We start from the raw sequence: 19,600 nt of genomic DNA on the forward strand, positions 1-19,600 counted from the left end.
ACGTCTCACACACCGGCCCCACGTCTCGTCCGCCCCCTACAAGTGCGAAGATGGGGCTCGGCAGGACAGGGCCCACCTCAAGGGCCGAGAACAAAGAGCGGCCGGACACCAGCCGCCGACCGGTCACTGGAGACCGGCGTGGCGCACATGCATGGAGGACGTGACGTGGCGAACGACGCCAGCACTGTTTTCGACCTAGTGATCCTCGGCGGCGGCAGCGGTGGTTACGCCGCGGCGCTGCGCGGGGCACAGCTGGGCCTGGACGTCGCCCTGATCGAGAAGGGCAAGGTCGGCGGTACCTGCCTGCACAACGGCTGCATCCCCACCAAGGCCCTGCTGCACGCGGGCGAGATCGCCGACCAGGCCCGCGAGAGCGAGCAGTTCGGTGTGAAGGCCACCTTCGAGGGCATCGACATGGCGGCCGTCCACAAGTACAAGGACGACGTGATCTCGGGCCTGTACAAGGGCCTGCAGGGTCTGATCGCCTCGCGCAAGGTGACCTACATCGAGGGCGAGGGACGGCTGTCCTCGCCGACCTCCGTCGATGTGAACGGTCAGCGCGTCCAGGGCCGCCACGTCCTGCTGGCGACCGGCTCCGTGCCGAAGTCGCTGCCGGGCCTGGAGATCGACGGCAACCGGATCATCTCTTCCGACCACGCCCTCACGCTGGACCGCGTGCCGAAGTCCGCGATCGTCCTGGGCGGCGGCGTCATCGGCGTCGAGTTCGCCTCCGCGTGGAAGTCCTTCGGCACCGACGTCACGATCATCGAGGGCCTCAAGCACCTCGTACCGGTCGAGGACGAGAACAGCTCGAAGCTGCTGGAGCGCGCCTTCCGCAAGCGGGGCATCAAGTTCAACCTGGGCACCTTCTTCGAGAAGGCCGAGTACACCCAGGACGGCGTCAAGGTCACCCTCGCCGACGGCAAGGAGTTCGAGGCCGAGGTCCTGCTCGTCGCCATCGGCCGCGGCCCGGTCTCGCAGGGCCTGGGCTACGAGGAGGCCGGGGTCGCCATGGACCGCGGCTACGTCCTGGTCGACGAGTACATGCGGACCAACGTCCCGACCGTCTCCGCCGTCGGTGACCTCGTGCCGACCCTCCAGCTCGCGCACGTCGGCTTCGCCGAGGGCATGCTGGTGGCTGAGCGGCTCGCCGGCCTGAAGACCGTCCCGGTCGACTACGACGGTGTGCCGCGGGTGACGTACTGCCACCCGGAGGTCGCCTCCGTCGGCATCACCGAGGCCAAGGCCAAGGAGATCTACGGTGCGGACAAGGTCGTCGCCCTGAAGTACAACCTGGCGGGCAACGGCAAGAGCAAGATCCTGAAGACCGCGGGTGAGATCAAGCTCGTCCAGGTCAAGGACGGTGCCGTGGTCGGCGTCCACATGGTCGGCGACCGTATGGGCGAGCAGGTCGGCGAAGCCCAGCTGATCTACAACTGGGAGGCGCTGCCGGCCGAGGTGGCCCAGCTCGTCCACGCCCACCCGACGCAGAACGAGGCGCTCGGCGAGGCCCACCTGGCGCTGGCCGGCAAGCCCCTGCACTCCCACGACTGACCTCCCTCGGTCATTGGGCGCGACGACACAGACTTCCGCAATTCGTAAGGAGCAACCGAAACCATGGCGGTTTCCGTAACCCTTCCGGCGCTCGGCGAGAGCGTCACCGAGGGCACCGTCACCCGTTGGCTGAAGGCCGAGGGTGAGCGCGTCGAGGCCGACGAGCCGTTGCTCGAGGTCTCGACCGACAAGGTCGACACCGAGATCCCGGCCCCCGCCTCCGGCGTGCTGTCCTCCATCAAGGTCGCCGAGGACGAGACCGTCGAGGTCGGCGCCGAGCTGGCGCTGATCGACGACGGTTCCGGCGCCCCGGCGGCCGAGGAGGCCCCGGCCGCCGAGCAGGCCCCGCAGGCCGAGCAGGTCGCCGAGCCGGCCCCCGAGCCCGCCCCGGCCGCCCCCTCCACCGAGCAGACCGCCCCGGCGCCCGCTCCCAGCGCCGACGCCGCCGCCGGCGGCGGTTCCGCCGAGGGCACGGACGTGGTCCTGCCCGCGCTCGGCGAGTCCGTCACCGAGGGCACCGTCACCCGCTGGCTGAAGTCGGTCGGCGACTCGGTCGAGGCCGACGAGCCGCTGCTGGAGGTGTCCACCGACAAGGTCGACACCGAGATCCCGGCGCCCGCCTCCGGCACCCTGCTGGAGATCGTGGTCGGCGAGGACGAGACCGCCGAGGTCGGCGCCAAGCTCGCCGTCATCGGCGAGGCGGGTGCTGCTCCGGCCCCCGCCCCGGCCCAGGAGGCCCCGGCCGCCCCCGCGCAGCCCGAGCCCGCCCAGGCCGCCCCCGCGCAGCCCGAGCCCGCCCAGGCCCCGGCTCCGCAGCAGGCCGCCCCGGCCCAGCAGGCCCCCGCCGCTCCGGCGCCGCAGGCCCCCTCGGCCCCGGCTCCGCAGCAGCAGACCGCCCCGGCGCCCGACCCGGCTCCGTCCGCCCCGGCGCCCGCGCCGGCCCCGGCCGCCGCTCCGGCCGCCCCGGCCGCCGCCCAGCCGGTGGACGACGGCGCCTACGTCACCCCGCTGGTGCGCAAGCTCGCCGCCGAGAACGGCGTCGACCTGTCCACCGTCAAGGGCACCGGCGTCGGCGGCCGCATCCGCAAGCAGGACGTCGCCGCCGCCGCCGAGGCAGCCAAGGCCGCCGCTCCGGCTCCGGCCGCCGCTGCCGCGCCCGCCGCGAAGAAGGCCCCCGCCCTGGAGGCCTCCCCGCTGCGTGGCCAGACCGTCAAGATGCCGCGCATCCGCAAGGTCATCGGCGACAACATGGTCAAGGCGCTGCACGAGCAGGCCCAGCTGTCGTCGGTCGTCGAGGTCGACGTCACCCGCCTGATGAAGCTGCGCGCCCGTGCCAAGGACGCGTTCGCGGCCCGGGAGGGCGTCAAGCTCTCGCCGATGCCGTTCTTCGTCAAGGCCGCGGCCCAGGCGCTGAAGGCGCACGCGCCGATCAACGCCAAGATCAACGAGGCCGAGGGGACCATCACCTACTTCGACACCGAGAACGTCGGTATCGCGGTGGACTCCGAGAAGGGCCTGATGACCCCGGTCATCAAGAACGCCGGTGACCTCAACCTGGCCGGCATCGCCAAGGCGACCGCCGACCTGGCGGGCAAGGTGCGGGCCAGCAAGATCAGCCCGGACGAGCTGGCGGGCGCGACCTTCACCATCAGCAACACCGGTTCGCGCGGCGCGCTGTTCGACACGATCATCGTGCCGCCGGGCCAGGTCGCCATCCTCGGCATCGGCGCCACGGTCAAGCGCCCCGCCGTCATCGAGACGGAGGAGGGCACGTCCATCGGCGTCCGCGACATGACGTACCTGACCCTGTCCTACGACCACCGTCTGGTGGACGGCGCCGACGCCGCCCGTTACCTGACGGCGGTCAAGGCGATCCTGGAGGCGGGCGAGTTCGAGGTCGAGCTCGGCCTGTAACCCGCTGCCAGTGGGCCTGTACGGTGCCCCCGCCCGGAGCTCTCCGGGCGGGGGCACCGTCGCGTTTCGGCGGCGGCACGCTGTGTAAGTCTCGTCTCACCTGCGTAAAAGCGCCCCCGTGCGCCCTTCCCGCCCGCCGCGTCGGCCGTATTGTCTAAGCGTCAAACGCCCCAGGGGGCCGAAGGGGCCCCTCCCGAAGGAGCTCTCATGACCGCGCCCGTCGTCCACTCGCTGCGCGAACAGATCCGCGAGCACATCCTGGAAGGGATCATCAGCGGGCGCTGGCAGCCGGGCGAGCGGATCGTGGAGCGGCGGATCGCCACCGAGCTGGAGGTCAGCCAGACCCCGGTCCGGGAGGCGCTGCGCGAGCTGGAGTCGCTGCGGCTGATCGAGTCGGCGCCGAACAAGGGCGTGCGGGTACGCAATCTGACCGCCGCCGACCTCGAGGAGAGCTACCCGGTCCGGGCCGGCCTGGAGGCGATCGCCGCGGAGCTGGCGGCGGACCGGCTCGCCGAGGACTGCTCGGCCCTCGAACCGCACGTCGCCGCGCTGTACGCGGCCGACCGGGTGTCCGACGGGACGGCCCAGGTGCGGCACACGGTCGGCTTCCACCGGGAGCTGGTGCGGGCCGCGGGCAACTCGGTGCTGCTGCACACGTGGGAGGGGCTGGGCATCGAGGTGTTCACGGCGCTGTCGATACGGTGGCTGGGGACGGTGCAGCAGTCGTACGCGGAGGAGCACGAGGAGCTGGTCGCGGCGTTCCGTCGCCGGGATCCCCGTATCGCGGACCTGGTCAAGGCCCACGTCCTGGGCTGCGCCCCGCGCGCCTAGGTCTTCGCCCCCACCGTCCCTGCCCCTCCCGTCCCTGGAGGCTCCGCCGCCAGATCCCCGTTCGCGCAGTTCCCCGCGCCCCCTGAAAGGGGCGCGGGGAACTGCGCGAACAACCACAGCGCACCCCCACCCGCCACACCCCCGAACCACCCGAGCTCTACGGCGCTCACCTGCACAAACACTCACCAGCACCGGTCACTCCGTGCCATCGCCGAAGGCACCCCGTGCCGACTTTCTCGTAATCGAGAGGTTTTGCCCCCCAACCCTTTGATCGATCATCGATCAGGGAGTTACAGTCACCGACGGGCTTGCACCCAAGCCCAGCGCCCTGTCCTGCCAAAGACCTAGGGCACCCCCGAACCCTTGACGATGAGGGAACCCCCTTCGACTGAGGAAGGCGGCGACATGACCGACCCCAAAGCCATCCAGCCGAGCGAGCTCGACCAGCTCCCGGACCGCGACCCGGAGGAGACCGCCGAATGGCAGGCCTCCCTGGACGCCGTTACCAAGGCGGCCGGGCCGCACCGTGCCGCGTACCTGATGCGCCGCACACTGGAGCGCGCCGAGGGCGCCGGCATCGCGCTGCCGAAGCTCCTCGAGACGGACTACGTCAACTCCATCCCGACCGCCGACGAGCCCGCCGTGGACGGCGACGAGGCGCTGGAGCAGCGGATCACCGCCTGGAACCGCTGGAACGCGGCGGCGATGGTCACCCGCGGCAGCAAGCACGGCGTCGGCGGCCACATCGCCACCTTCGCCTCCGCGGCCTGGCTCTACGAGACCGGCTTCAACCACTTCTTCAAGGGCAAGGAGGGTGACGGCTCAGGCGACCAGCTCTACATCCAGGGCCACGCCTCCCCCGGCATCTACGCCCGCGCCTTCCTCGACGGCCGGCTGGGCGAGGAGCAGCTGGACAACTTCCGCCGCGAGGCCGGCGGGAACGGTCTGCCGTCCTACCCGCACCCGCGCCGACTGCCCTGGCTGTGGGAGTTCCCCACGGTGTCGATGGGCCTGGGGCCGATCTCCGCGATCTACCAGGCGCGGTTCAACCGCTACCTGACCAGCCGCGGCATCAAGGACCTGACCAACTCCCACGTGTGGGCGTTCCTCGGCGACGGCGAGATGGACGAGCCGGAGTCCACCACCGCGCTCACCCTCGCGTCCCGCGAGGGCCTGGACAACCTGACCTTCGTCATCAACTGCAACCTGCAGCGACTCGACGGTCCGGTCCGCGCCAACTTCAAGATCGTGCAGGAGCTGGAGGCCCAGTTCCGCGGCGCCGGCTGGAACGTCGTGAAGTCGCTGTGGGGCACGGCGTGGGACGAGCTGTTCCAGCTCGACACCGACGGCGCGCTCGTACGCCGCCTGCGCGAGGTACCCGACGCGCAGGTGCAGACGTACCAGACGCGCGACGCCGCCTACATCCGCGAGGACTTCTTCGGCAAGGACCCGCAGCTCGCCGAGATGGCGAAGCTGCTGTCCGACGACAAGATCCTCGAGTGTTTCCACTACTCGCGCGGCGGCCACGAGTCCCGCAAGGTCTACGCCGCCTACCGGGCCGCGCTCGCCCACAAGGGCGCGCCGACCGTGATCCTGGCCCAGACGGTCAAGGGCCACACCCTCGGCACCGGCTTCGCGTCCAAGAACGCCAACCACCAGATGAAGAAGCTCTCGGTGGACGAGTTCAAGGACATGCGCGACCTGCTCGGTCTGCCGATCAAGGACAGCGACTTCGTCGACGGCGTGGTCCCCTACGGCCACCCGGGCGCCGACTCCCCCGAGGTCCGCTACCTCCAGGAGCGCCGCGCCGCCCTCGGCGGTCCGGCTCCGGCCCGCCGCGTGCACCCGGTCGCGCCGCTGCCCGCGCCCGCCGAGAAGGCGTTCACGTCCTTCGACAAGGGCTCCGGTTCGCAGAACGTGGCCACCACCATGGCCTTCGTCCGCCTGGTCAAGGACCTGGTCCGCGACAAGGAGACGGGCAAGCGCTGGGTGCCGATCGTCCCCGACGAGGCGCGCACCTTCGGCATGGAGAGCCTCTTCCCGTCCCTGGGCATCTACTCGCCCAAGGGCCAGACGTACGAGCCGGTCGACCGCGACCAGCTGATGTACTACAAGGAGGCCGAGAACGGCCAGATCCTCAACGAGGGGATCACCGAGGCCGGCTCGATGGCCGACTTCATCGCCGCCTCGACGTCGTACGCGACGCACGGCGAGACGATGATCCCGTTCTACATCTTCTACTCGATGTTCGGCTGGCAGCGCACGGCCGACCAGATGTGGCAGCTCGGCGACCAGCTCGGCCGCGGCTTCCTGGTCGGCGCGACGGCCGGCCGGACCACGCTGACCGGTGAGGGCCTCCAGCACGCGGACGGTCACTCCCCCGCCATCGCGGCGACCAACCCGGCGTCGCTGACGTACGACCCGGCGTTCGCGTACGAGGTCGCGGCGATCGTCAAGGACGGTCTGCGCCGGATGTACGGCGAGGCGGCCCCCGGCGAGGACCCGAACGTCTTCTACTACCTGACCGTCTACAACGAGCCGATGCCGCAGCCGGCCAAGCCGTCCGCCGCCGGTGTGGACGAGGGCATCGTCAAGGGTCTGTACCGCTTCAACACGGCGGAGTCGGCGGGCCTGGCCCCGGCCGCCAACGCCCCGCGCATCCAGCTCCTCGGCTCCGGCACGGCGATCCACTGGGCGCTCAAGGCGCAGAAGCTGCTCGCCGAGGAGTGGGGCGTGTCCGCCGACGTGTGGTCCGCGACCTCCTGGACGGAGCTGCGCCGGGACGCGATGGAGGCCGACGCGGCACTGCTGCGCGGCGAGGAGCGGATCCCGTACGTCCGCCAGGCGCTCCAGGGCGCCGAGGGCCCGGTCCTCGCGGTCTCCGACTACATGCGCCAGGTCCCGGACCAGATCGCGCAGTGGGTCGAGCAGGACTGGTCCTCGCTGGGCGCCGACGGCTTCGGCCTGTCGGACACCCGTGAGGCCGCCCGCCGCCACTTCGGCGTCGACGCCGAGTCCATCGTGGTCGCGGCACTGGCCCAGCTCGCGGGACGCGGCGAGGTCAAGGCGACGGCCGTGAAGGAGGCGCGCGAGCGCTACGGCCTGTAAGGGCCGGCATGAGCTGACAGGAGGCCCCCGCCCCGGCGGGGGCCTCCCGCGTTCTCCTGCATGATGTGGGCATGCGCGCTGCCCGCCTCATCAAGATGGTGCTGCTCCTCCAGTCCCGCCCGGCCATGACCGCCGCGGAGCTGGCCGAGGAACTGGAGGTGTCGGAGCGGACCGTGACGCGGGACGCGCAGGCGCTGTCGGAGGCGGGCGTACCCGTGTACGCGGAGCGGGGCCGGGCCGGGGGCTACCGGCTGATCGGCGGGTACCGCACCAGGCTGACCGGACTGGCGCGGGGCGAGGCCGAGGCGCTGTTCCTGTCCGGGGTGCCGGGGGCGCTGCGCGAGATGGGCCTGGAGGACGCGGCGTCGGCGGCCCGCCTGAAGGTGTCGGCCGCCCTGCTCCCCTCTCTTCGGGACGCCTCCCGCACGGCGGCGCAGCGGTTCCACCTGGACGCGCCGAACTGGTTCCGGGAGCCCCGAACGCCCGAGCTGCTGCCGGCGGTCGCGGACGCGGTCTGGGACGACCGGACCGTCGCCGCGCGCTACCGGCGCGGGGAGGACGAGGTCGTCCGGGAGCTGGAGCCGTACGGGCTCGTGCTGAAGGCGGGCGTCTGGTATCTGTGCGCGAGGGTCGCGCGGGCGGCGGGCGGCGGGGCCTTCCGCGTCTACCGCATCGACCGGTTCACGGCGGTGGACGCGGGCGAGGAGCGCTTCGCGCGGGACGGCGACTTCGACCTGCCCACGTTCTGGGCGGAGCGGGCGGAGCAGTTCGCGCGGTCGATCCTGCGGTCGGAGGTCGTGGTGCGGCTGTCGGCGGAGGGCGTGCGCGGGCTGCCGTACGTCCTCGACGCGCGGTCCGCCCGGGAGGCGCTGGAGGCCGCGGACGCGCCGGACGCGCACGGGTGGGTGACGGTGACGCTGCCGGTGGAGTCCGAGGAGGTCGCGCACACCCAGCTGAGGGGGCTGGGGCCGGAGGTGGAGGTGCTGGCGCCCGAGGCGCTGCGGGAGCGGTTCGCCCGGGAAGCGCGGCGACTGGCCGGGTTGTACGGCGCCGGGACGTCCGGGGACGGGACGGACGGGATGTACGGCGACGGCGCGTCCGGGGACGGGACGGACGGGATGTACGGCGACGCCCACCAGGCCGGCACATAACGATCCGCTCCACTCCACGTGCGTACCACCCCTCCAGGACCGATGCTGGACCCGTGATGGACGAGACGGAGTTCTGGGAGCTGATCGACGCCACCCGGCAGGGTGCCGACGGCGATCCCGAGGACCAGGCCGACCTGCTCGTGGAGCGGCTCCTCGGGATGGACCCGGACCTGGTACTCGACTTCGCCCGCCATTTCGAGGCCCGCTACAACCGCGCCTGCACCTGGGACCTGTGGGGCGCCGCGTGGGTGCTGCTCGGCGGTGCCAGCGACGACGCCTTCGACTACTTCCGGTGCTGGCTGATCGGCCAGGGCCGCGAGGTGTACGAGGGCGCGGTGCACGAGCCCGACTCGCTCGCCGAGCTGCTGGACGACTTCGACGAGGAACTGGACGGCGACGGTGAGGAACTCGGTTACGCGGCCGATGAGGCCTACGAGCAGCTCACCGGCACCGTCGCTCCCGACCTCGGCATCGCGCCCGCGCCCGTGGAGCCGCTGGGCACCGCGATCGACCTGGAGAACGACCGGGCCGTCGCCGAGCGGTTCCCGCGCCTGTGGGAGCGGTTCGGCCAGGACTGACGGCCCGCCTCCGGTCCGCCGGCCCAACCGGCTCGGCGCGGGTGTCAGCCGGCCCGGTCCTGGAGCCGCGCCGCCCGGTCCCTGATGTCCGGAAGACGGGCGGTGAGGGCCGCGCCCGGGCAGTTGGTCTGGTAGCCGTCGTCGTGGCCCGCGACGGCGGGCAGGGTGGCGAGGGCACCGACGGCGTACCGGCTGAGGCCGTTGCTGGAGACCAGGCTGGCCTTCCCGCGCGGGTCGGTGTCGGTGCGGCCGAGTTTCCAGGCGGCCAGCGCGGCGATCGCGTCGGTCAGCGCGTCGGGCACGGGCACGCCCGCGGTGAAGGTGCCGAGGGCGGCGATGCCGGTGGTGCGGTGGTTGAAGCCCTGGGTGTGGGCGCCGGTGACGGGCCGGTCGATGCCGCCCGCGCGGCCCTCGTAGATGGTGCCGCAGCGGTCGACGACGAAGTTGTAGCCGATGTCGTCCCAGTCCCGGGCGCCGGTCTGGCCCGTGTAGACACCGCGGAGGATGGCCGGCACGTCGGCGCAGTCGTAGCCGTTCGGCGTGTCCGTGTGGTGGACGAAGACGGCGAGGATCTTGTCGTCGTAGCGCGGGGGCGGCTGCGCGCGGGCGGCGTCGCCCAGCCAGGCCGACCGGGGCACGACGGGCGGCCGGGGCGCGGCGTGCCGGTCGGCGGCGGCCGGCCGGGCGTGCGTCGTGGCGGCCCGCTCCACACCGCTCGCGCACAGCGCCAGCGCGGCGACGGCGGCCAGACCGGGCAGGCAGCCGAGCAGCACCCGTACCGCGCCCGGCATGCGGGCGACGGCACCCCGTACGCGGGCCGCGCCCGGTACGGGAAGCGCACGCCGTTCCCGGGCCTCGCGCGGTCCTCGGAAGACACGCATGGTCCCACTGTCCGGCGGATCCGCTCCATCCGCGATGTGTGCTGTGCCACCCGGTGGAACCATCGTCCTGGTCCAGGACGTTTTCCGGTTGATCGCACACACTCGCGGTCACTCGCACACCCGTCGACGCGCACGGGTGGCGGGTTTTCGGACAGCCGCGCGTCCCAGGCTGACCACCGGGCCCGTCCGGCACGTACTCAGGGTCCGGGGGTCCGCAGAGGGTCCGGACGGAAAGGCGGCTCGCGTGGACCTGCTCGACATCCTGCTGGCGCTGGTGGTGCTGGCCTACGCCGCGGCCGGCTACCGGCGCGGCCTGGTGGCCGGTTGTGTCTCGCTGGCCGGTTTCGTGGGCGGTGCGGCGCTCGGCGTGTGGAGCCTGCCGTGGGTGATGGATCTGGTGGCGCCGGGTTCGACGGCGGCGACGGTGACCGCCGTGGTCACGGTGCTGCTGCCGGCGGTGGTGTGCCACGAACTGGCGGGGCGGCTCGCGCTGCGGCTGCGCCGGGAGCTGGACGCGGGGCCGCTCAGGGTGGCCGACGGGGTCGGCGGGGCAGTGGCCAACGCGGCGGCCGCGCTGGTCGTGGCGTGGGTGGCGGCGAGCGTCCTGGCGGCGTCCTCCTCCTCGCTGCTCACCTCGGCGATCCGGGACTCGACGCTGCTGGGCGCGGTGCAGCGGGCGATGCCTGACACCACGCCGGCGTGGTTCTCCGGGGCGACGTCCGCGCTGACCGAGGCGGGTTTCCCGCAGGTCTTCAACCCCTTCGAGAACGAGTCGACCGCCGAGGTCGCCGAGCCCTCCGGCGACAGCGTCACGGCGGCGGCCACCAACGCGGCCAAGCTCAGCACGGTCAAGGTCGAGGGCGTCGCCGGGACCCGGGGCCGGGAGGGCAGCGGCTTCGTCTACGCGCCGGAGCACGTGATGACCAACGCCCACGTGGTGGCCGGCGTCGACGACCCGGGCGTGCGGGTCGGCGGGGTGGGTCCGTCGTACGCGGCCCGGGTGGTGCTGTTCGACCCGGGCAAGGACGTGGCCGTGCTGTACGTCCCGGACCTGTCCGCGCCCGTCCTGCGGTTCGACGACGACGCGGGGCGCGGCGATCCCGCGGTGGTCGCGGGCTACCCGCAGGACGGCGACCTGGACCTGCGGGCGGCGACGGTGGCGAACCGGATACGGGCGACCGGCCAGAACATCTACAGCGACGCGAACGTCACCCGGGAGATCTACTCGATCCGCTCCACGGTCCGCCCCGGCAACTCCGGCGGCCCCCTGCTGACCACCGACGGCCGGGTGTACGGCGTGGTCTTCGCCCGCTCCACCTCCGACGCCCGGACCGGTTACGTGCTGACGGCGGACGAGGTGGCCGACGAGGCGCGGCGCGCGGCGCAGGCGACGGAGGCGGTGGACACCGGCGAGCCGGTCACGTCGTGAGCGTCAGGGGCCGGTCAGGGACCGGCCCATCAGCACGTCGTCGACGTACTCGCCGCCGAGGTGGAACTCCTCCGGCTGCACGCCCTCCACGACGAAGCCCTCGGACTCGTAGAGCTTGCGGGCCGCGGTGTTGTGGCCGAGGACCCGCAGGGTGATGCGCCGGGCGCCCAGGCGGCGGGCCTCCTGCACGGCGGCCCGGACGAGGGCGCGGCCGGCGCCGTTGCCGCGGGCCGCGTCGGAGACGGCGAGGCCGCGGATCTGGCGCACGTGGGAGTTGGAGGCCAGTTCCGTGGGGAAGCCGAGGCGGACGTAGCCGACGACGGCGCCGTCGAGCTCGGCCACCAGGTGGTCGGCGGGGCCCGAACGCTCGCTGAAGAAGGCCTGGTCCGGTTCCGGCGGAGGCGAGACGGCGTGCTGGTAGGACCAGGTTTGGCGGTCGAGCAGGCGCAATGGCTGCTCGTCGTCGGATCTGGCCCGGCGTATGTGCGGAGCTGGCATGACGGTCACTGTACGACGCCGGGCCGGAGAGCGGTCCGGGGTTTTTCCAGGGGCACGCGGCAGGATGGGCGCATGGACGATGGACGCAAGGACAGGGGACGTTCCCGCGTCGCGGTGGCCGGTGCGTCCGGTCTCATCGGCGGCGCACTGGTGCGGTCCCTGACCGCGGACGGGCACGACGTGGTGCGCCTGGTGCGACACGTGCCCCGGAACGCGGACGAGGTCCGGTGGGACCCCGAGGGCGGACGTGTGGACGCGGCCGGGCTCGACGGGTGCGACGCTGTGGTCAATCTGGCCGGGGCCGGGGTGGGCGACCGCCGCTGGACGGACGCGTACAAGACGCGCATCCGCAGCAGCCGGGTGCACGGCACGGCGGCGCTCGCGGAGGCCGTCGCCTCGCTGGAGCGGCCTCCGCGCGTCTTCGTGAACGGCAGCGCGATGGGCTTCTACGGGGAGACCGGCGACCGTGCCGTCGACGAGAGCGCGCCCGCGGGCGAGGGTTTCCTGCCGTCCCTGTGTGTGGAGTGGGAGGCCGCGGCGGCCCCGGCCCGGGAGGCGGGCGTACGGACGGTGTTCGTGCGGACCGGGCTGGTCGTCGCCCGCGGGGGCGGGGCCTGGGGGCGGCTCTTCCCGCTCTTCCGGGCGGGGCTCGGCGGGCGGCTGGGCGACGGGTCCCAGTACTGGTCCTTCGTGGCACTGCACGACGAAGTGGCGGCGATCCGGCACCTGCTGGACCGCGATGACCTGTCCGGCCCCTTCAATCTGACCGCCCCGCACCCGCTGACGAACCGTGAGATCACCGAGGCCATGGGGCGCGTACTACGGCGCCCGACCCCGTTCGCGGTGCCCGCCCCCGTCCTGCGCGCGGCGCTCGGCGAAATGGCCGGCGACGTCCTGGGCAGCGCCCGGGTCCTCCCGGCCCGCCTGCTGGACTCGGGTTTCCGCTTCGCGTTCCCGGAGATCGACGGGGCGATCCGGGCAGCGCTGTGAGGGGCGGGCGGGGTGGGTGGGGTGGGTGGGTCGGGGCGGGGCGGGGTAGGTCGGGGTAGGTCGGGGTAGGGCCCCGCACGCTGCCGCGCACCACGGCGCCTCCGCAGCCGCCGTCTCCGCTTCCCTGCCCCCGCAGCTTCCCGAGACCGTTGCGCCGATCGCGTGACGACCTCTTGAGGCCATACCGCGCCCGTATGCGACCGTCGTGCGACCGTGCTCTGTCTCCGCGCGACTCCCCTTGACCGTTTCCGGCCCTAACCTCGACTCGAACTCGGGTATCCCACAAGCCGGTTGGGGGCATGACGTCTCCAGCGGCCGCGCAACCTCGAGGAGGGGCACGTGCTTGAGCCCGCGTACCAGGCGGACGTCGTCGTCGTGGGGGCCGGGATCGCCGGACTCGCCGCGGCGCATCGGCTGACCGGCGCAGGAGTGGCGACCACGGTCCTGGAGGCCGCCCATGGCGTGGGCGGCCGGATGGCGACCGAGAAGGTCGACGGCTTCCGGCTCGACAGAATCGGACAGCTGCTGTCCACGGCGTATCCCGAACTGCGCCGCACCCCCGGGCTCGACGGCCTCGCGCTGCTGCCCTTCGCCCCCGGCGTGCTGCTGCACAGCGAGGGCCGCCACCACCGCGCGGGCGCCCCGGGGGGCGCGCGGGGCGCAAGGAGCGCACTCCACGCGGTGCGCGCCCTAGCAAGCGCCCCCCGGTCCGTGCCCGCGCCCCGGCGCCCGGCCAACGCGCCCCGAGCGTCCGGCGGTCCCGCGCTCGTGCCCCGCACCCGGGCGGGCGCCCCGCTCGGCACCGCCGTCGACCAGGCCCGGCTCGGTGCCGCGCTGACCCGTCTGGGGAGCACCCCGGTCGAACGGCTGCTGGCCCGCCCGGAGCTGCCCGCCGCCCAGGCCCTCGCGGTGCGCGGGCTGCCGGCCCGCACGATCGACGGCTTCCTGCGCCCGCTGCTCGCCGCCCTGCTGTGCGACCCGGATCTCACGACCTCCAGCCGGTGCGCCGACCTCGCGCTGCGCGCCTTCGCCGGCGGGCGGCTCGGGCTGCCCGAGGGCGGCGCCGAGGCGCTGCCGGAGCTGCTGACGCGGGCGCTGCCGCCCGGCACCGTGCACACCGGCGTCCGGGTCACGTCGGTCGCCACCAACGCCGTGGCCACCGCGGAGCACGGCGTCATCCGCTGCCGGGCCGTGCTGGTGGCGACCGACGCCCGCGCCGCGGCCGAGCTGCTGCCGGGGCTGCGCGTGCCGGACTTCCATCCGGTGACGGTCGTGCACCACACGACCGGCGAACCGCCGGCGACCGGCGCCTCCCTGCTGCTGGACGCGGACCGCGGCGGCCCGGTCGCCCACACGGCCGTGGTCAGCCACGTGGACCCGTCCCGCGCGCCGGCCGGACGCGCCCTCGTCTCCTCGACGGTCCTCGGCCCTCCCCCGCCCGAAGTCGACACGGCCGTACGCATTCACCTGTCCCGCCTCTACGGCACCCCGACCACCCGCTGGGAGACCCTCGCCGTGCACCACACGCCCGAGGCGGTGCCCGCGATGCGCGCCCCGCACGACCTGCGCCGGCCGGTACGGCTGCTGGCCGGCCTGTACGTGTGCGGCGACCACCGCGACACCAGCACCGTCCAGGGCGCGCTGCACTCGGGCCACCGGGCGTCCGCGGCGATCCTGACGGACCTGGGGGCGGGCCGGCCGATGCACAGCGCCGACCCCCTGCCGACGGCCCGAGCCGCCTGACGCGCGCCCCGGCTACCCCAGTGCCGCCACCTTGTCCCGGTATCCCCGTACCGGCGCGGCGTCCCGGTACGGCTCCAGGCGCCGTTCGAAGTCGCGTACGTACTCCGTCGCGCGCACCGACCGCATCTCGGCCGCCTGCCCGGCCGCCTCGGCGGCCAGCTGGCAGGCCTGGTCGAGTTCGCCGAGGCCGAGGCGGGCGGTGGCGAGGACGATCCGGCAGAACAGCCGGCTACGGGCGTAGACGGGGGCGCGCAGTTGCAGCGAGCGTTCCGCGTGCTGGGCGGCGGCGCGGAACTGCTGCAGATCGCGGTGGCAGTGCCCGAACTCGTCGGCGAGCTGCGCCTCGTCGAAGAAGCGCGCCCAGTGCGGCACCTCGTCGCCCGGCCTGGCGGTCTCCAGCGCGCGCTCGGCCCTGACCAGCGAGGCGGTGCAGGCCCGCACTTCGCCGAGCAGACCGTGCGCCCGCGCCTCGGCTGCGTGCAGGAGCGTCTGCACGACCGGCGGCGCGGAGGTCCCCACCCCCTGCTGCGCCACCCGCGCGAGTTGTACGGCCTCCCGCCCGTGGCCCAGGTAGACGGCCTGGCGGCTCATGGTGACCAGCACGTACGAGCCGTACGCCCGGTCGCCGGCCGCCTGCGACAGCCGCAGCGCCTGCACGAAGTAGCGCTGGGCGAGGCCGTGCGCGGCGATGTCGTACGAGGTCCAGCCCGCGAGCCGGGTCAGGTCGGCGGCGGCGGCGAACAGCCGGCGGCCGGTCTGCTCGCCGTAGGTGCCGCGCAGCATCGGTTCCAGTTCGTGCTCCAGGTAGCGCACGAGGGCCTGGCGGGCGTGTCCGCCGCCGTACCGGTCGTCCAGGCTGCGGAACAGCTCGCCGACCGAGCGCAGCGCGGCGAGGTCGCCGCCGGTGACCTTCTGGCCCGGCCCGCGATCGGCCGGGGCCCGCCGGCGGGACGGGTCGAGCGGGACGGGGATCCTGGGGGCCGCCGCGCGGCCCTGCGCGGGGATGCGCACGGGCACCTCGACGCGGGCCACCTTCTCGTCTGCGCGGCCGATCAGCCAGTCCCGGCTGGGCACGACGAGGCCCGCCGGGGTGAAGGCGATCTTGCGCAGTTCGGCGTGGCTGCCGGAGTCCTTGCGCCACAGCCCGCCGACGATGTCGACTGCCTCGTCCGGGGAGGCGGCGAACTCCAGCCCCGCGTAGACGGGGGCGCAGGCGTCCAGGCCCAGGTCCTGGGCGGTCAGGCGGCGGCCCAGACGCCGGGTGAAGACCTCGGCGATCAGGGCCGGGGTGGTACCGCGGGGCTGCTGGCCGCGCAACCACCGGGTGACGGACGTCTTGTCGTATCTCAGGTCCAGGCCGTGCTCGAGTCCGAGCTGGTCGACGCGACGCGCGAGACCCGCGTTGGAGAACCCCGCTTCGGCGATGAGCGCGGCGAGCTGGCGGTTGGGGGTGCGCTGCGCGGGTCGTTCCGTCATGGTGCGGTGCGGTCTCCTGCCTTCCGGGCCGTTCGATGTGCCCGGAGCGCCTGTGAGCAGCCCTTACGGCCTCGTGAACGGCGCGAATGTAGCGGAGAGTGAGCACCCGATCGCACACTTTCAGCGGTATTCATCCGATCGTGTGAGGATTGCCCGCCCGGCTGACGAGGGCCGGGCGGTCGTACAGTGGCGTGGGCACGGTTCGTGCCTTACGACCTTCCAGGGAGGCACTTGCCGTGAGTGAGCTGCGGTTCGTCCGAATGGGGTTCGGTGCCGAACGCGTCGAGTACCAGGAGGCGTGGGACGAGCAGCGCCGGGTGCACGCCGCGCGGTTCGCCGACGAGGTCCCCGACACGGTGCTGCTCCTCGAGCACCCGCCGGTCTACACCGCCGGCCGGCGCACCGAGGACAGCGAGCGTCCGCTGGACGGCACGCCGGTCGTCGACGTGGACCGCGGCGGCAAGATCACCTGGCACGGTCCGGGCCAGCTGGTGGGCTACCCGATCCAGAAGCTCCCGCGCCCGGTGGACGTGGTGGCGCACGTGCGGCGGCTGGAGGAGGCCCTGATCCGCACCTGCGCGGAGTTCGGCCTGGAGACCACCCGGGTCGAGGGCCGCAGCGGGGTGTGGGTGCTGGGCGACCCACTCGATCGGCGCCCGGCGCTCGGCGGGCTGTCCCTGGACTTCGACCCCCGGCTGACCGACGAGGAGTTCGACCCGCGGATGAACGGGCCCGAGTACGCCCCGTCCAACGCCGGCCAGCGCCGCGAGGACCGCAAGATCGCCGCGATCGGCATCCGGGTCGCCAAGGGCGTCACCATGCACGGCTTCGCTATGAACGTGAACCCCGACAACAAGTGGTTCGACAGGATCATCCCCTGCGGCATCCGCGACGCGGGCGTCGCCTCGCTCGCGAACGAGCTGGGCCGGGACATCACCATCGAGGAAGTACTGCCGGTGGCCGAGCGCCACCTGCGCGACGTCCTGGAGAACGCGGAACCGAAGCCGAGGGTGGTCGAGAAGACACCGGCCTGAATCCCGCGCGGCATAAAACAAGCCCGTCCGGCGTTTGAGGACGAGGCCGTTCAGGCCGGAGCGGGGGCCCGGAGGCGGCAGCCCCCGGCAGGGCCAGCACCAACGCCGACCAACAAATCAACGGGCGTACCCTGGGGCACGCCGAAGAATCAAACGCTAGGGAGCCGGTCGTGTCCGCAGTCGCACCCGACGGACGCAAGATGCTGCGCCTGGAGGTCCGCAACAGCCAGACCCCCATCGAGCGCAAGCCCGAGTGGATCAAGACCCGGGCGAAAATGGGCCCCGAGTACACCAAGATGCAGAACCTCGTGAAGAGCGAGGGCCTGCACACCGTCTGCCAGGAAGCCGGCTGCCCCAACATCTACGAGTGCTGGGAGGACCGCGAGGCGACCTTCCTCATCGGCGGCGACCAGTGCACCCGGCGCTGCGACTTCTGCCAGATCGACACCGGCAAGCCCGAGGCGCTCGACCGCGACGAGCCGCGCCGGGTCGGCGAGTCCGTGGTCACCATGGACCTGAACTACGCGACCATCACCGGCGTCGCGCGTGACGACCTGCCGGACGGCGGTGCGTGGCTGTACGCCGAGACGGTGCGCCAGATCCACCAGCAGACGGCGGAGCGCGCGGACGGCCGCACCAAGGTCGAGCTGCTGGCCCCCGACTTCAACGCGGTGCCGGAGCTCCTCCAGGAGGTCTTCGCCTCCCGCCCCGAGGTCTTCGCGCACAACGTCGAGACGGTTCCCCGCATCTTCAAGCGCATCCGCCCCGGCTTCCGCTACGAGCGCTCCCTGAAGGTCATCACCGAGGCCCGCGACTACGGTCTGGTCACCAAGTCCAACCTGATCCTCGGCATGGGTGAGACGCGCGAGGAGATCAGCGAGGCGCTGAAGCAGCTGCACGAGGCCGGCTGCGAGCTGATCACCATCACGCAGTACCTGCGCCCGTCGGTGCGCCACCACCCCGTGGAGCGCTGGGTCAAGCCGCAGGAGTTCGTCGAGCTGCAGCAGGAGGCCGAGCAGATCGGTTTCTCCGGCGTGATGTCGGGCCCGCTGGTGCGCTCCTCGTACCGGGCCGGACGGCTCTACCGGATGGCGATGGAGCAGCGTAACTCCACCACCGTGTGAATTCACGCACAAGTCACTACTCGCCAGTAATGGCCGATACGCCGCGGTCCCGACCGTCCTCGCAGATGAGGACACCGGTCGGGGCCGCGACGCCGTTCCGGCCCCCGGCATCGCGGCTTCATGTCCGTTTGACCGGGGGGTCACGCCCTGGTAACACCAATCAGTGACCCTGAAATCACAGCACGTACACCCGTCTCCGTGCCCGGAGCCCTACCGAGGGGGGACCTCCACGATGCAGGCCGCGCCCGTTCGCGCCACCGCCGTTCGCGCCACCGCCATCCCGTCGTTCACCACCGCGCTGCGGGCCGTCGAGTCGCTGCTGATGAGCAGCGGTCAGCGCACCGCCCGGCGCAACGCCTGGACCTCCGTCCTGGAAGACCGCCGCCGCGCCAAGGACCGGATCGAGACGGAGCGCGTGCTGCGGCAGTCCGTCGCCGGCCGCCCCTGATTCCGGTCCCGCCGCCGTCCCGTCTCCCGCGCCCGGCACTGCCGTCGTCGGCGCTTTCGGGGACACGTAGACTTCGTGCCATGGCGAGGAAGGAACCTGCAGCGGACGCTGCGAATCCCGGGCGACTGAAGCAGATCGCTCTGACCTACAAGATGACCCGCAAGGCCGACAAGAAGATCGGTCTTGTACTCGCGGGTGTCGGCATCGTCGTTTTCGGTGTCCTCCTCGCGATCGGTTTCCTGATCGGTCACCCCATCTACGCAGGCATCCTGGGCGTGCTGCTCGCCTTCCTCGCGACGGCGATCGTCTTCGGACGCCGGGCCGAGCGGGCGGCCTTCGGCCAGATGGAAGGACAGCCCGGCGCCGCGGCGGCCGTGCTGGACAACATCGGCCGGGGCTGGACGACCACCCCCGCGGTGGCGATGAACCGGAACCAGGACGTGGTGCACCGCGCGGTCGGCAAGGCCGGCATCGTGCTGGTCGCGGAGGGCAACCCGAACCGGGTGAAGTCCCTGCTCGCCGCCGAGAAGCGGAAGATGAACCGCATCGTCGCCGACGTGCCCGTGCACGACCTGGTCGTGGGCACCGGCGAGGGCCAGGTCGAGCTGAAGAAGCTGCGCACGACCATGCTCAAGCTCCCCCGCGTCCTGAGCGGCCCGCAGGTCACCGTGACCAACGACCGGCTGCGCGCCCTGGGCGACCTGATGAGCAACATGCCGCTGCCCAAGGGCCCGATGCCGAAGGGCATGCGCATGCCCCGGGGCGGCAACCCCAGGCAGCGCTGACCCCGCAGGACTTCGAGACGCCGGTACGGCGATGGGGGGCGCCCGGATCACTCCGG

The 19,600-nt window shown here is 72.8% G+C and carries 16 protein-coding genes; 13 read left to right on the plus strand and 3 right to left on the minus strand.

The window, feature by feature from the left end; translation table 11 throughout:
* Window positions 1–165 precede the first annotated feature (165 nt).
* The 6 genes from lpdA to ACIQ1J_RS02170 all read left to right on the plus strand — a co-directional run bounded on the left by lpdA (window position 166) and on the right by ACIQ1J_RS02170 (window position 9,136).
* Entirely contained in the window at window positions 166–1,554 is a 1,389-nt protein-coding gene (lpdA, locus tag ACIQ1J_RS02145; protein WP_210958850.1) for a dihydrolipoyl dehydrogenase, read from the plus strand.
* Between the two features lie 63 nt (window positions 1,555–1,617).
* The gene (sucB, locus tag ACIQ1J_RS02150) at window positions 1,618–3,468 is read left to right on the plus strand and encodes a 2-oxoglutarate dehydrogenase, E2 component, dihydrolipoamide succinyltransferase (protein WP_403553300.1); all 1,851 of its coding nucleotides are present in this window, start codon (window positions 1,618–1,620) and stop codon (window positions 3,466–3,468) included.
* A 207-nt stretch (window positions 3,469–3,675) separates the two neighbouring features.
* Window positions 3,676–4,299 carry a GntR family transcriptional regulator gene (locus tag ACIQ1J_RS02155; RefSeq protein ID WP_121746623.1) on the plus strand — a complete coding sequence of 208 codons (624 nt, stop codon included), beginning with the start codon at window positions 3,676–3,678 and terminating at the stop codon, window positions 4,297–4,299.
* 405 nt (window positions 4,300–4,704) lie between these two features.
* On the plus strand, window positions 4,705–7,407 hold the full coding sequence (gene aceE, locus ACIQ1J_RS02160; RefSeq protein ID WP_403553302.1) for a pyruvate dehydrogenase (acetyl-transferring), homodimeric type: 2,703 nt from the start codon (window positions 4,705–4,707) through the stop codon (window positions 7,405–7,407).
* 71 nt (window positions 7,408–7,478) lie between these two features.
* Window positions 7,479–8,558 (plus strand): helix-turn-helix transcriptional regulator, encoded by a 1,080-nt coding sequence (locus tag ACIQ1J_RS02165; protein ID WP_403553304.1) that lies wholly within the window; start codon window positions 7,479–7,481, stop codon window positions 8,556–8,558.
* A 56-nt stretch (window positions 8,559–8,614) separates the two neighbouring features.
* Complete coding sequence (locus ACIQ1J_RS02170) at window positions 8,615–9,136, plus strand: DUF4240 domain-containing protein (RefSeq protein WP_210959223.1); 522 nt, start codon at window positions 8,615–8,617, stop codon at window positions 9,134–9,136.
* A 44-nt stretch (window positions 9,137–9,180) separates the two neighbouring features.
* On the opposite strand, the gene ACIQ1J_RS02175 is transcribed toward ACIQ1J_RS02170, so the two are convergent.
* Entirely contained in the window at window positions 9,181–10,017 is an 837-nt protein-coding gene (locus tag ACIQ1J_RS02175; RefSeq protein ID WP_403553306.1) for a peptidoglycan recognition protein, read from the minus strand.
* Window positions 10,018–10,261: 244 nt separating this feature from the next.
* Here ACIQ1J_RS02175 and ACIQ1J_RS02180 point away from each other — a divergent pair, with 244 nt between their 5' ends.
* Window positions 10,262–11,446, plus strand: a complete 1,185-nt coding sequence (locus ACIQ1J_RS02180; protein ID WP_403553308.1) for a MarP family serine protease — start codon at window positions 10,262–10,264, stop codon at window positions 11,444–11,446.
* A gap of 3 nt (window positions 11,447–11,449) precedes the next feature.
* Here ACIQ1J_RS02180 and ACIQ1J_RS02185 read toward each other — a convergent pair whose 3' ends face one another.
* Window positions 11,450–11,944: a GNAT family N-acetyltransferase gene (locus tag ACIQ1J_RS02185; RefSeq protein WP_210958840.1), complete on the minus strand. Its 495-nt coding sequence runs from the start codon at window positions 11,942–11,944 to the stop codon at window positions 11,450–11,452.
* A 72-nt stretch (window positions 11,945–12,016) separates the two neighbouring features.
* Here ACIQ1J_RS02185 and ACIQ1J_RS02190 point away from each other — a divergent pair, with 72 nt between their 5' ends.
* Together ACIQ1J_RS02190 and ACIQ1J_RS02195 are read left to right on the plus strand one after the other, a co-directional pair.
* Entirely contained in the window at window positions 12,017–12,934 is a 918-nt protein-coding gene (locus ACIQ1J_RS02190) for a TIGR01777 family oxidoreductase (RefSeq protein ID WP_403553311.1), read from the plus strand.
* A 339-nt stretch (window positions 12,935–13,273) separates the two neighbouring features.
* Window positions 13,274–14,677 carry an NAD(P)/FAD-dependent oxidoreductase gene (locus ACIQ1J_RS02195; protein WP_403553313.1) on the plus strand — a complete coding sequence of 468 codons (1,404 nt, stop codon included), beginning with the start codon at window positions 13,274–13,276 and terminating at the stop codon, window positions 14,675–14,677.
* A 12-nt stretch (window positions 14,678–14,689) separates the two neighbouring features.
* Here the strand turns inward: ACIQ1J_RS02195 and ACIQ1J_RS02200 are convergent, their stop codons facing one another.
* Window positions 14,690–16,153 carry a regulator gene (locus ACIQ1J_RS02200; RefSeq protein WP_403553315.1) on the minus strand — a complete coding sequence of 488 codons (1,464 nt, stop codon included), beginning with the start codon at window positions 16,151–16,153 and terminating at the stop codon, window positions 14,690–14,692.
* Window positions 16,154–16,389: 236 nt separating this feature from the next.
* Here ACIQ1J_RS02200 and lipB point away from each other — a divergent pair, with 236 nt between their 5' ends.
* The 4 genes from lipB (at window position 16,390) to ACIQ1J_RS02220 (ending at window position 19,544) form a co-directional block, all read left to right on the plus strand.
* Entirely contained in the window at window positions 16,390–17,187 is a 798-nt protein-coding gene (gene lipB / locus ACIQ1J_RS02205; protein ID WP_403553317.1) for a lipoyl(octanoyl) transferase LipB, read from the plus strand.
* Between the two features lie 170 nt (window positions 17,188–17,357).
* Window positions 17,358–18,311: a lipoyl synthase gene (lipA, locus tag ACIQ1J_RS02210; protein ID WP_210958830.1), complete on the plus strand. Its 954-nt coding sequence runs from the start codon at window positions 17,358–17,360 to the stop codon at window positions 18,309–18,311.
* A gap of 232 nt (window positions 18,312–18,543) precedes the next feature.
* Window positions 18,544–18,759 carry a hypothetical protein gene (locus ACIQ1J_RS02215; protein WP_121746633.1) on the plus strand — a complete coding sequence of 72 codons (216 nt, stop codon included), beginning with the start codon at window positions 18,544–18,546 and terminating at the stop codon, window positions 18,757–18,759.
* Window positions 18,760–18,839: 80 nt separating this feature from the next.
* A complete protein-coding gene (locus ACIQ1J_RS02220; RefSeq protein WP_210958828.1) occupies window positions 18,840–19,544 on the plus strand; it encodes a DUF4191 domain-containing protein in 705 nt (234 codons plus the stop codon).
* Window positions 19,545–19,600 lie beyond the last annotated feature (56 nt).

This window comes from Streptomyces sp. NPDC097107 (genome assembly GCF_044762405.1).
Taxonomy (GTDB): Bacteria; Actinomycetota; Actinomycetes; order Streptomycetales; family Streptomycetaceae; genus Streptomyces; species Streptomyces thinghirensis.

Bases quoted from the DNA above. Each gene is read 5' to 3' on its own strand.
- ACIQ1J_RS02175 (WP_403553306.1), bottom strand. From the start codon at position 10,017: ATGCGTGTCTTCCGAGGACCGCGCGAGGCCCGGGAACGGCGTGCGCTT.
- ACIQ1J_RS02190 (WP_403553311.1), top strand. From the start codon at position 12,017: ATGGACGATGGACGCAAGGACAGGGGACGTTCCCGCGTCGCGGTGGCC.
- ACIQ1J_RS02170 (WP_210959223.1), top strand. From the start codon at position 8,615: ATGGACGAGACGGAGTTCTGGGAGCTGATCGACGCCACCCGGCAGGGT.
- ACIQ1J_RS02155 (WP_121746623.1), top strand. From the start codon at position 3,676: ATGACCGCGCCCGTCGTCCACTCGCTGCGCGAACAGATCCGCGAGCAC.
- ACIQ1J_RS02185 (WP_210958840.1), bottom strand. From the start codon at position 11,944: ATGCCAGCTCCGCACATACGCCGGGCCAGATCCGACGACGAGCAGCCA.
- ACIQ1J_RS02165 (WP_403553304.1), top strand. From the start codon at position 7,479: ATGCGCGCTGCCCGCCTCATCAAGATGGTGCTGCTCCTCCAGTCCCGC.
- sucB (WP_403553300.1), top strand. From the start codon at position 1,618: ATGGCGGTTTCCGTAACCCTTCCGGCGCTCGGCGAGAGCGTCACCGAG.
- ACIQ1J_RS02200 (WP_403553315.1), bottom strand. From the start codon at position 16,153: ATGACGGAACGACCCGCGCAGCGCACCCCCAACCGCCAGCTCGCCGCG.
- aceE (WP_403553302.1), top strand. From the start codon at position 4,705: ATGACCGACCCCAAAGCCATCCAGCCGAGCGAGCTCGACCAGCTCCCG.
- ACIQ1J_RS02215 (WP_121746633.1), top strand. From the start codon at position 18,544: ATGCAGGCCGCGCCCGTTCGCGCCACCGCCGTTCGCGCCACCGCCATC.
- ACIQ1J_RS02220 (WP_210958828.1), top strand. From the start codon at position 18,840: ATGGCGAGGAAGGAACCTGCAGCGGACGCTGCGAATCCCGGGCGACTG.